At 43.7% G+C, this 12,413-nt stretch carries 11 protein-coding genes; 10 read left to right on the forward strand and 1 reads right to left on the reverse strand.

Annotated features, from left to right (window positions below; all coding sequences use genetic code 11):
• The first annotated feature begins 91 nt into the window (after positions 1-91).
• From AC4G47_RS11810 to AC4G47_RS11855, 10 genes are all read left to right on the forward strand, one after another.
• Positions 92-568 carry a putative immunity protein gene (locus tag AC4G47_RS11810; RefSeq protein WP_491106115.1) on the forward strand — a complete coding sequence of 159 codons (477 nt, stop codon included), beginning with the start codon at positions 92-94 and terminating at the stop codon, positions 566-568.
• Complete coding sequence (locus tag AC4G47_RS11815; RefSeq protein ID WP_491106116.1) at positions 549-1,082, forward strand: GNAT family N-acetyltransferase; 534 nt, start codon at positions 549-551, stop codon at positions 1,080-1,082. Before AC4G47_RS11810 ends, AC4G47_RS11815 begins: the two co-directional genes overlap by 20 nt.
• A 139-nt stretch (positions 1,083-1,221) precedes the next feature.
• Complete coding sequence (locus AC4G47_RS11820) at positions 1,222-2,310, forward strand: acyltransferase (RefSeq protein WP_458122949.1); 1,089 nt, start codon at positions 1,222-1,224, stop codon at positions 2,308-2,310.
• Between the two features lie 166 nt (positions 2,311-2,476).
• A complete protein-coding gene (locus AC4G47_RS11825) occupies positions 2,477-3,052 on the forward strand; it encodes a DEAD/DEAH box helicase family protein (protein WP_491106117.1) in 576 nt (191 codons plus the stop codon).
• Positions 3,053-3,092: 40 nt separating this feature from the next.
• Positions 3,093-3,398, forward strand: a complete 306-nt coding sequence (locus AC4G47_RS11830) for a hypothetical protein (RefSeq protein WP_491106118.1) — start codon at positions 3,093-3,095, stop codon at positions 3,396-3,398.
• 223 nt (positions 3,399-3,621) lie between these two features.
• Positions 3,622-4,461, forward strand: a complete 840-nt coding sequence (gene licT, locus AC4G47_RS11835) for a BglG family transcription antiterminator LicT (protein WP_491106119.1) — start codon at positions 3,622-3,624, stop codon at positions 4,459-4,461.
• A 167-nt stretch (positions 4,462-4,628) separates the two neighbouring features.
• Entirely contained in the window at positions 4,629-6,569 is a 1,941-nt protein-coding gene (locus AC4G47_RS11840; protein ID WP_491106120.1) for a beta-glucoside-specific PTS transporter subunit IIABC, read from the forward strand.
• A gap of 416 nt (positions 6,570-6,985) precedes the next feature.
• Positions 6,986-8,899, forward strand: coding sequence for a beta-glucoside-specific PTS transporter subunit IIABC (locus AC4G47_RS11845; RefSeq protein ID WP_491106121.1), 1,914 nt, complete (start codon positions 6,986-6,988; stop codon positions 8,897-8,899).
• A gap of 32 nt (positions 8,900-8,931) precedes the next feature.
• Positions 8,932-10,374: a 6-phospho-beta-glucosidase gene (locus tag AC4G47_RS11850; RefSeq protein WP_491106122.1), complete on the forward strand. Its 1,443-nt coding sequence runs from the start codon at positions 8,932-8,934 to the stop codon at positions 10,372-10,374.
• Between the two features lie 313 nt (positions 10,375-10,687).
• Entirely contained in the window at positions 10,688-11,086 is a 399-nt protein-coding gene (locus AC4G47_RS11855) for a RidA family protein (RefSeq protein WP_491106123.1), read from the forward strand.
• Between the two features lie 120 nt (positions 11,087-11,206).
• On the opposite strand, the gene AC4G47_RS11860 is transcribed toward AC4G47_RS11855, so the two are convergent.
• Positions 11,207-12,364 carry a S8 family peptidase gene (locus AC4G47_RS11860; RefSeq protein ID WP_491106124.1) on the reverse strand — a complete coding sequence of 386 codons (1,158 nt, stop codon included), beginning with the start codon at positions 12,362-12,364 and terminating at the stop codon, positions 11,207-11,209.
• Positions 12,365-12,413: the final 49 nt, after the last annotated feature.

Genomic DNA, 12,413 nt, shown 5'->3' on the forward strand with positions numbered 1-12,413 from the left:
GTCTGCTCATACGCAGATCCTTTTTCGAACTTCCTTAAAGGTGTAATTGTGATTTGGAGCAATGAAAGGTGAACAAAGAAAGGAGCATACCATGGCAAAACCTGCATTCAAAGATTCACCTTTACGTCGTGAAATAGAGGATCTGGCTAAGCAAAAGGACCACCATACACTGGCCTATTGGGCTGCGGAGTGCGCTGAACGTGTCTTGCATATATTTGAGGTACAGCAGTCGGAGGATCGCCGAGCCCGTAATGCCATTGCCGCAGGACGTGGTTGGATCCGTGGTGAGATTACTATGGTTGATGCTCGAAAGGCGGCTTTTGCAGCTCATGCTGCTGCACGGGAATCGGATCATGTCGCTGCCTCAGCTGCATCTCGTGCGGCGGGGCATGCAGCTGCAACTGCCCATGTGAAGGAACATGCGGTACATGCTGCAACATATGCAATGAAAGCTATCTTTTATGACTGCCCGATGGAAGAGCAAGAACAGCGTATCCTGGAGGAGAGAACGTGGCAATATCAATATCTGTTGGGAGGAAGTACGGACCATGGGGAAAGAACACGTTAGATTAATTAAACCATCACTATCGTATAAGGAAGCCTATTTGGCATTTTATGAAGACTGGGTCAAAAGTGGAGAGTTGATGGTACCTTGGGTCATTTCCAAAGATCCTTACGCGTATGAGGATATGTTGGCGTTTTTGCAGCGTAATGAACAAGGGATCGACATCCCGGAAGGCTGGGTCAAAGACAGTACATACTGGCTGGTCACGGAGAGTCATCGAATCGTGGGTGCCGTGAATATAAGGCATGAGCTTAACGACAGACTATACAATAGCGGAGGGCATATCGGATATGGTATTCGTCCAGGGGAGCGGAACAATGGCTATGGTTCCGAAATTCTCAGGTTGTCTTTGGAGAAAACGAGAGAGCTCGGAATCATCAAAGTATTAGTCGTATGCGACGCGATGAATGAGCCTTCCAGAAGGGTTATCCTTCGTAATGGTGGCATCCAGGATGTAGACTATGTAGAATCCAATGGCAACGTTGTAGAACGATTCTGGATAGATAATGTCGAATAATGCGGAATAATGATGTAATATAACGAAAATAATATGCATTATGATTGTATTACCCTCGCGTGCTGATTAAAATAAAGCATAGAATCTGGATTGCGGCCGGAAACTATCGTCCCATATCAGGCATAAGTGAGGTTATTGTATGAATCAACCGGTTAATCGGCCCCGGCGTATTATGTATCTGGATCTCTATCGTGCTTTTGCCATTATGGCAGTTGTAGCCATCCATGCTACTTCAACGGCCGTTGCGCATTATCCCAAGCATACGCTAGATCATGATGTGTATTACTTCTGGAACACGTTTCTCCAATTTGCTGTTCCAGCATTTCTGTTCCTGTCCTCTCTGGTATTGTTCTACAATTACAGTTCCAAGAAGTATGAGAAGGGCTGGATGCAAGCATTTTATAAGAAACGATTATTCTATGTATTCGTACCCTATGTCGTATGGTCTCTTATCTATTTTGCCATCAAACAGCTGCTTGCTGGTAAAGAACCTCTGACACATGGTGTTCAGTTTGCCAAACAATTAGTGATGGGAACGGCCCATACGCATTTGTACTTTTTTCTAATTATCCTTCAGTTTTATATCGTTTTTCCATTGCTTCTGTCACTTACACGTCATCGTTTGTTTAATCGGTACTTGCCATTATTCTTTATTGCGGCTCAGGCCATATTCTACGTATTGCACTTGCAGTTTCACTTTGAACGAACAGGCAGTTTGTTACCCAGTTACCTGATCGTGATCGGATTTGGCGCATGGATTGGGTTGAACTTTGAGTGGGCATTGCAGAAACTGTATACGCACCGTTATGTGCTTATAGCTGCATTGTTGAGCGGAGGTGCCATTTATATATATGGTAATGCTTATATCAAAACCGCTTTCGCTGCTTACCCAGTTGTAGTCTATACGGTGCTGTTCCTGTTCCGAAATCTGTTTACTCTGTCAGCCTGTCTGCTCCTGCTGATCTTCAGTGAACGAATCGGTACAGGAAAACATATCGAGGTTCGTAAAGCTACCCGTGTTCTGGACTCCCTGGGTACAGTTGCGTTCGGTGTATTTTTAATGCACCCACTTGTGTTGCTCTTCTGGAGGCGTGAATTCACAGATGAACTGGCTCAACATTTCAGTCTGGGCATCATATGTTCTTATGTTGTGGCGCTTCTAATTTCATGGGTGTTCGCAATTGGATTGCGCCGGATGAAGTGGGGATGGGTACTGATTGGACGTTAAGTTAGAATAAACATATACAAGTTAAGATAAGAGATTTCAAGCCCTTTAGTGTTGAGGGGATCACTTGAAACCTCTTTTTTATTTGACCTAAAGAAGGTATCATAGATTCTAATGTCCATAAAATTCAATTAATGGAATGAATATCACCTTGGTCAGGAGTGATCGAATGAAATTTGTGATTATTTTTGGTCCGCAGGCTGTGGGCAAAATGACGGTTGGACAAGAACTGGAGAAGATAACGAATCTGAAATTGTTTCATAACCATATGACGATTGAACTGGTAACTCCATATTTCAGTTACGGTACACCGCAAGGCAAAAGACTGGTGAGTCTCTTCCGTCAGGAGATTTTTGAAGAAGTGGCGAAGAGTGACCTGCCGGGTTTGATTTTCACATTTGTGTGGGCGTTTGATTTGGCGAAAGACGGAGAGTACATTCGTCAGATCAGCCAGTTATTCGAATCTAATGGAGGACAGGTCTGTTATGTGGAACTGGAAGCTGATGCATCGGAAAGACTGGAGCGCAATAAAAGTCCGCATCGCCTGTTACATAAGCCAACAAAGCGTGACATCGCGTGGTCTGAGCGAGATTTGCTTAATACGATGAAGCATTATCGATTGAATTCGGAACCGGGGGAAATCATGCATGAGCACTACATACGGATTAATAACACACACAAGAGCCCGGACGAGGTGGCAAAGCTGATCCAGCAACGTTTCAATTTGTATCTGAAAAACGTCTAACGTAGCAGAGTTGATACTTTATAGGAGAGGGGCATCACACATGTATTTTGTTATATTTTTGCTCATAGGACTTGTTCTATGTTATCTGTTCCCATTCGGTTCGATTGTGGCGGGGGGGATTGTTTTCGCACTCGTCGTGGACCAGTACCGCCAGACGATGCATATGCGTGAAGATATCCGTGATATCAAAAATCACCTGGGCCTAATGAACAAAAATGAGGCGAAGGAGTACGAGCTTGATAAAGAATATACTCAAGTTGATCGATTGAGTTCAAAAGAAATGGACATGATTAATCGAAGAATCGAAGTGGAACTGGAGAAAGACAGCAAAAACAATAAACCGTGAATCCCTGTAAAATAATTCTTGATTTACTCACTCCTGTGAGTATATTTACCTAGATCGGGAGTCATGCTAATTCGATATAACTTTTTGTTGCACTGTGTAGAATTTTGTAATATTATGAGGGAAGCGCGTACAACATATCGGGTTGTAACTGTTGAATCAGGCAAAGCCGTATACCTTGAGAAAAGGGATTGGTTTGTCTTTTTCTGTATATTGGAGTGATAAAGTGAAAATCGAGAAGGTGCTGAACAATAATGCTGTAGTTGCAATGAATGACGAGCAGGAAGTTATTATCATTGGCCGTGGGATTGCTTATCAGAAGCGGGCGGGTGATATAGTTTCCGAGCAGCATATCGACAAGATATTTACTTTACAGAATGAAGATATTCAGGAAAACTTCAAGGCATTAATCTCAAGCATCCCTCTGGAATACATGAAAGTATCCGAGGAAATCATCGCTTATGCCAAATTAAAACTTGGCAAGAAACTGAATGAGAGCATTTACTTGCATCTCACAGATCATATTCACTTTGCCATTGAGCGGTATCGCAAGAATCTGCCCATACGCAACGGGTTAATCTGGGAGACAAAGCAGTTATACAAAGAGGAATACGAAGTCGGAATGGAAGCGCTCAACATGATCTGTGATCAGTTTGGTGTGATCTTGCCCGAGGACGAAGCCGGTTTTATGGCACTTCACTTTGTAAATGCAGCTTTGAACGAGGAAATGCCCAACATCAAGAGCATGACGCAGGTCATGCAGGAAATCTTGACGATCATCAAGTATCATTTCAAGATTGATTTTGATGAGAACTCACTGACATTCTATCGCTTTGTGACGCATTTGAAGTTTTTCGCCCAACGTTTGGTGAAGGGGAAACATTACAAGAGCAACAACGACGATGAACTGTTCCTGATGATTCAGAAAAAGTATCCAGCAGCGCATAAGTGCTCGGAGAAAATCAAGAAATTCATCGAAAGCAACTACACGTATCAACTAACTGACGAAGAAATGATGTACTTAACGATTCATATTGAGAGAGTTGTGAATGCAACTTCTGAATAATCCCATAGATCAGCTTGCAGGGTTGCAACCACTAGGGCAAAACCTGAACGATTGAATGACAGAACATGACCGTTAACCGGCTGTTCCGTATATTCAGATGTTCAGGTTTTTTTATTCTCTCCAATATCTTCGAATCCGTGTTGATTCAGAAAGGAAGAAATAACTTCATGAAACACGAGCAATTAGCCAAAGATATTCTGTCTGGCGTTGGTGGGAAACAGAACATTAACAGCGTGGTGCACTGCGCGACCAGACTTCGTTTCAAATTAAAAAATGATAGTAATGCAAAAACAGACGACCTCAAAAATCTGCCCGGAGTCATAACGATCATGCAAAGCGGGGGGCAATACCAGGTTGTCGTTGGTAACGAAGTGTCTGATGTGTATAAAGCCTTGCTACAGGTTGGCAATATGAATGCGGATGAACCGGTCTCAAGTGATGATGAGTCTGAATCTTCCGGTAAAAAAGAAAGTCTTCTGGGTCGGTTTATTGACTTGATCTCAGGTGTATTTACACCAATTCTAGGCTTGCTTGCTGCAACAGGGATGATCAAAGGATTCCTGTCCATGTTTACTTCTCTCGAATGGCTGGACCCAGCTTCAGGAACATATCAATTGTTGAATGCTGCAGGAGACTGCCTGTTCTACTTCTTCCCAATCTTCTTGGGTTACACCGCAATGAAAAAATTTGGTGGATCTCCATTCCTGGGGATGGCCATCGGAGCATCGCTGGTATATCCGGCTTTAACCGGCCTTAGCGGTGGAGAGCCGTTATATACGCTGTTTGCAGGCACGTTGTTTGAGTCACCGATTCATATCACGTTCCTGGGTATTCCTGTTATCTTGATGAGCTATTCCTCATCCGTAATTCCGATTATTATTGCTGCTTATTTCGGAGCAAAAGTAGAAGCTTTCTTCAAAAAGATCATTCCGTCTGTTGTGAGAACGTTCCTCACGCCATTCTTTACGATTCTGATTGTTGTACCAGTAACATTCCTATTGATTGGTCCAATAGCGACATGGGCAAGTCAGTTGATTGGTGCCGGCGTATCGGGAATCTATGACTTGAGTCCATTGGTAACCGGAATTGTTGTTGGTGGATTGTGGCAAGTATTGGTCATCTTCGGATTACACTGGGGAATCGTACCAATCATGTTGCTCAATTTGTCCACGCTGAAAGCAGATCCGATTCTGGCAATGATGTTTGCTGCTTCCTTTGCTCAGATTGGTACTGTTCTTGGCGTCATGCTTAAAACAAAAAACACTAAACTCAAATCACTGGGTGTTCCTGCCTTCGTGTCCGGGATCTTTGGGGTAACTGAGCCAGCTATTTATGGTATTACATTGCCATTGAAGAAACCGTTCATTATGAGCTGTATAGCTTCTGCAGCAGCTGGAGGTATTATTGGATTCGCAGGCTCCAAAATGTTTGTGTTTGCTTCCGGTATCTTCGGTGTTCCGGCGCTGATTAGTCCGACAGAAGGTATTAACTATCAATTCTGGATGGCCATGATTGCGACAATCATTGCTTTTGTATTAGGTTTTGTTCTCGTGTATGTTTTCGGGTTCAAAGATCCTGCTAATCCAGAGGCTGCCAAACAGACTCCAGAGCCGGTGAAAGAAGAGAAGGCTGCACTTGAGCCTAATCCAAATAATCGTTACGAAATTTCCAGCCCGATGACGGGTGATGTGGTTCCGCTGCAAGAAATTAATGATGCCACATTCGCTGGTGAGCATATGGGTAAAGGGATGGCTATTCGTCCAACCAGTGGGAGAGTTGTATCCCCGATTAATGGTGTGGTACAGACGATTTACCGTACCAAACATGCGATTGGACTTGTAGATGATCAAGGTGTAGAGATTCTGATCCATATTGGTCAGGATACGGTACAGCTCAAAGGTCAGCATTTCACTGCACATGTGAAAGACGGAGATCGTGTGAGTGTTGGCGACCTGATCGTTGAATTCGATCTGCAGGCTATTATCGAGGCGGGATATGAGACCGTAACTCCAATTATTGTAACGAATACCGCAGATTATCTGGACGTGGTTGCAACGACAGAACTAAAAGTGCAGGAGAAAGATAAATTGATTACCGTTATTGGCTAATTCTGTTTCAGGTGCAGGGACAACTTCGATTCATTCGAAGTTGTCCCTTTTTTTCATTTCCTGTAGCTTCGATATATTTTGTAATATTTCAAAAATAAGTGTTGCAAATGTAGTTCGGATGTACTATGATGAGTTCAAGAAGTAAGCGCATACATCAATCGGATTGTAACTGTTCAATCAGGCAATGCCGACCTTCCTCAGTTCAGAGGATATGGAATGCAACTTACTTTCTTTATCAAAATAATTAAATACCAATGTGTACAGCCTTACAGGGTTGCAACCGTTAAGGGCAAAACCTGAATTGCTGAATAACACGACTGATTTCCGGACGATCCGGTATGTTGTGTATGTTCAGTGGTTCAGGTTTTATTTGTTTCAAAAGTCATGGGGAGTCTACTTAGAGAGGGAGAATTACAATGAGCAACTACGATCAATTGGCTAAGGACATTCTGTCACGTGTAGGTGGTCGCGAGAACGTAAACAGTGTATTCCATTGCGTAACAAGACTGCGGTTCAAACTTAAAAATGAAAGCGTAGCCAAAACGGAAGAACTTAAAAATCTGCCAGGTGTTATTACCGTCATGCAAAGTGGTGGACAATATCAAGTCGTAATCGGCAATGAAGTGCCGGATGTATATAAAGCAGTCGTTAAAGTAGGGAATTTCCCAAGTGAAGGACAAGTTGAAGAGGAAGCGGACAACTCCGGTAAAAAAGTAAGCTTGTTCAGTCGCTTTATCGACATGATCTCCGGTGTGTTCACACCGCTACTCGGTTTGCTCGCTGCAACGGGTATGATCAAAGGTTTCACAGCCATGTTTTTATCATTCGGATGGATTACAGACACCTCCGGAACGTACCAATTGTTGAATGCAACAGGTGACTGTCTGTTCTACTTCTTCCCGATCTTCCTGGGTTACACTGCAATCAAGAAATTTGGGGGTTCACCGTTCCTGGGTATGGCGATAGGTGCTTCATTAGTTTATCCTACGCTGTCCGGTCTGACTGCTGGAGATCCACTGTACACCCTGTTTGCAGGTACATTGTTTGAATCACCGATTCACATCACGTTCCTGGGTATTCCGGTTATTCTGATGAGCTATTCAACATCGGTTATTCCAATCATTATTGCTACATTCTTCGCTGTTAAAATTGAAAGATTCTTTAAAAACATTATTCCTAAAGTCGTTAGCACGTTCCTTGTTCCATTCTTTACTTTGCTCGTTATCGTTCCGGCAACATTCATTCTTATTGGTCCAGTATCCACTTGGGCAGGCCAATTGATTGGTGCAGGAGCAACAGGTATTTATGATTTAAGTCCAGTTGCTACAGGTTTGATTATTGGTGGATTGTGGCAAGTGTTTGTACTGTTCGGTCTTCACTGGGGACTCGTGCCGGTTATGCTTCTCAACCTGAGCACATCCGGAGCTGACCCGGTGGTTGCGATGTCTTTCGCCGCTTCCTTTGCTCAAACAGGTGCTGTACTTGCCGTAATGTTGAAAACCAAAAACACGAAATTGAAATCATTAGGTATTCCTGCATTTATCTCGGGTATCTTCGGTGTAACTGAGCCAGCCATCTACGGTTTGACACTTCCACTGAAAAAACCGTTTATCATGAGCTGTATTGCAGGTGGTATCGGTGGCGGTATCTTGGGATTGGCCGGTTCGAAGTTATACATCTTTGGTGGACTGGGCGTGTTCGGTTTCCCAAGCTTCATTAATAAAGCAACAGGCGTTGATTCAGGATTCTATATGGCTCTGGTTGCATGTGGTATCGCGTTCATCCTTGGTTTCATTCTGACGTACGTGGTTGGATTCAAAGACAAAGTAGAAGCTGCACCAGCTCCAGCACCTGTACTTGATCCAAACCCGAACAGCAGATACGAAATCGTCAGCCCAATGGCTGGTGAAGTCGTTGCACTGAACGAAATTAATGACGTAACGTTTGCAGGAGAGCATATGGGTAAAGGGATTGCAATTCGTCCAACCAGTGGTAGAGTGGTATCTCCAATTACAGGTATTGTACAAACCGTATATCGTACGAAACATGCCATTGGTCTTGTCAGCGATGATGGTGTAGAGATGCTGATCCATATTGGACAGGATACGGTGAAGCTGAAAGGTCAACATTTTACAACACATGTAAAAGACGGAGACCGCGTTAACGCCGGTGACCTGATTGTTGAGTTTGATCTGCAAGCCATTAAGGATGCAGGGTATGAGACGGTTACACCGATCATTGTCACCAATACTTCGAATTACCTGGACGTTGTAGGAACCAAAGACGCATCCGTTCATGAGAAAGATAAATTGATTACCGTATTAAGCTAATTGAAAATACAAAGGTTAGGAGGAACTCCTCAATGAATGAAAAGTGGACAGCCTTCCCGGAGAATTTTCTCTGGGGAGGAGCAACCGCAGCGAATCAATTGGAAGGTGCTTATCTGGAAGGTGGGAAAGGGTTAACAACCGTAGATTTGATTCCGATTGGTGCCAATCGATGGAATATTGCTCTGGGTAATCTGGATTCGTATGTACCAAAAGAGGGGGAATTCTATCCTTCACATGAAGCCATTGACTTCTATCATCGATATAAGGAAGATATTGCGTTATTTGCAGAAATGGGATTCAAGTGCCTCAGGCTTTCCATTGCCTGGGCACGGATTTTCCCTAATGGCGATGAAGTGGAGCCGAACGAAGCAGGATTGCAATTTTATGATGATGTCTTCGATGAGTTGTTAAAATACAATATCGAACCTGTTGTGACGATCTGCCATTTCGATGTACCTGTACATCTGGTGGAAACGTATGGCGGTTGGAAAAATCGCAAAATGATCAGTTTATTTGAGAAATATGCGACAACGTTATTCAATCGATACAAGAATAAAGTGAAGTATTGGATGACATTTAACGAAATCAATATGTTGCTGCATCTTCCGTATATTGGAGCGGGCATTGTTCTTCAGGATGGTGAAAATAAAGAACAGGTTCTGTATCAGGCAGCACATCATGAATTGGTAGCGAGTGCACTTGCTGTTAAGGCTTGTCATGAGATCATTCCTGGTGCACAGATTGGTTGTATGTTAGCCGCTGGAATGGTCTATCCATACAGCTCTAACCCGGATGACGTGTGGAAGGCCATGGAGAAAGATCGTGAATCGTTCTTCTTCATCGACGTGCAGTCGAAGGGAGCATATCCGGGTTACACGAAAAGATTTTTCAGAGAAAATGACATTCGGATTGACATGCAACCGGAAGATGCAGATATCTTGATGCAGAACACGGTCGATTATATCGGTTTTAGCTATTACGCAAGCCGGTGCACCAGTACAGACCCTGAGATTTTGAAAGATTCGACAGAAGGCAATGTATTTGGTTCGGTAAAGAACCCTTATCTGCAAGCTTCCGAGTGGGGATGGACCATTGATCCCAAAGGACTCCGGATTACATGTAATCAGCTTCATGACCGCTATGGTAAACCTTTGTTTATTGTAGAAAATGGACTTGGCGCTACAGATGTACTGCTTGACAACGACTCCGTAGAGGATGACTATCGCATCGAATATTTAAATAGTCATTTTGCCGAGATGGCTGAAGCGATTCAAGACGGGGTAGAGCTCCTGGGTTACACAAGTTGGGGGCCGATCGATCTGGTCAGTGCGGGTACCGGAGAGATGAAGAAACGTTATGGTTATATCTATGTAGACAGAAACAATGATGGCACGGGCTCACTTCGCAGGGTGAAAAAGAAGAGTTTTCACTGGTACAAAGATGTCATTGCGAGTAATGGCGTACAATATTTCTGATACAAGGTGTTCGACGTTATGGAAAAGACAAAGAGCAGTCTCGTTATTACGGGATTGCTCTTTGTTTATAAGGGAATGAAATTTGACCCATGATATAGCTATTAGATATAATAAATAAATCAAGAGAATCTTGTCACTTAAGAAGGGGGAGCATCCAATTATGAAGAAAAAATCGCTTGCGTTTATATCTTCGGGATATGGATACTCCACTGCTGTCTTTTTCTAGAATTTTTTCCAAGGGTGAGGTCTGCCCAAAATCGGAAGAAACTAGGAAATAACGCAGAAAAATCTTAGGAATGACGAGGTAATCAAAATGAAAAACGACAAAATTACTAGAACCAATCCATCCAATATGCCAGCTCCAGTAGGACAGTACACGCATATTACAAAAATCCCAAGGAACGCAGAGCTATTTGTAACTTCGGGTCAGATTGGAGCAGATCTTAGCGGACGCTTTCCTGACAGTCTGAATGAGCAAGTCACTAATACATTCAACAATATTAAAACAGTGCTCGAATCTGAGCGTTTAGATGCTGAACATATTATCAAAGTGAACGTATGGGCTACCGAGAAAATCGATTGGGATTTCTTTTATGCCGAGTGGGGACAGTTATTCAGTAATGATTATCCTGCAATGACGATTGGATATATTACGGAGTTGGGTCTGCCAGAGATAAAAATTGAGATTGAGCTTTGGGCAGCAAAAGTTTAACATCGAATACATTTCATCCAAACCAAGGACATCTAACGTATAGATGTTCCTTGGTTTTTTAATTTGTGGAAAATAGAAGGGGATGCTCGCTCCATGCAATCATGATCGAGAGTAGGTGCATTATGGTACCTGCAAGCTCTGATAGGCATTCAGTCGACCATACGTCCAATAGATCCCGGAGCCGGATACCGGATCAGAAGCGAAGCACAGCGCATCCCGAATCTGAGCATTTGTTTTCCCACGTGCAGCGAGAAGTGCAGCCACTCCAGCCACATGAGGGGCAGCCATGGATGTTCCGCTAAGATAGGCATAGGAACCACCTAGGAATGTGGACAGAATGGTATCACCCGGTGCAGCCATGTCCACCCAAGAGCCGTAGTTGGAGAAATTGGATTTGAGATCGGAAGGATTGGTAGAAGCGACGGCAATTACGTTGGGATAAGATGCGGGTACGATGGGGAAAGAAGTGTTGTCATTACCGGCTGCAGCAATAATCACGGCTCCACGATCCCATGCATACTGTACGGCAGCTTGAAGGAAAGCATCTCCCATCGGTCCACCCAGACTCAGGTTAACAACCTGAACACCATTATTGGCAGCGAAGACAAGCCCGTTACCGACATTGCCTACCGTTCCTTGCCCGTTGTTATCCAGTACACGGAGCGGAACGATGGATGCGAGTGGTGCAACGCCTGCGATACCCACACCGTTGTTGGTGACGGAGGCAGCAATCCCGGCTACATGGGTGCCGTGGCCGTTTCCATCCTCGGGAATGTTATCATAATCAACATAATCGTAACCGGGGAGGAGCTTGGAGGCCAATTCCGGATGGTTCAGCTGTACACCTGTATCGATAATGGCGATTTTGACAGAGCTGTTGCTTTGCGTAATGTCCCATGCAGCCGGTGCATTAATTTTTGACAGATTATACTGATAAGGAAAGAATGGATCATTAGGGGTGAACGAAGCCGCCACGAGGTAATTGGGCTCTGCATGTTCAATTAGCTCATGATCTTTGTAATGTTTGAGCATTCTGTGCATTTTTTTACGGGATTCCATGCGGTACCAACCTAAATCTTTATAGGTCTCAGCGACCTTACATCTCCCTTTTTTGTGCAAAGAGTGCATCTCATCCTCGGTTGTATTTTCCTTGAATTTGATTAGGAGCTGGTTTGGCGCGTGAGGATGAAACTGGCTCTCTGCCTGATGGTCCAGATAACGATACACGTACCCGATTGCTAGCAAGATGGTAGCAAAAATACCTAACCAAAACCACATGAGCGTTTCCCCCTCCAATAGAGAATATGACACGCCTTATCGTATGCGA

The organism is Paenibacillus sp. Negev47 (assembly GCF_058313655.1).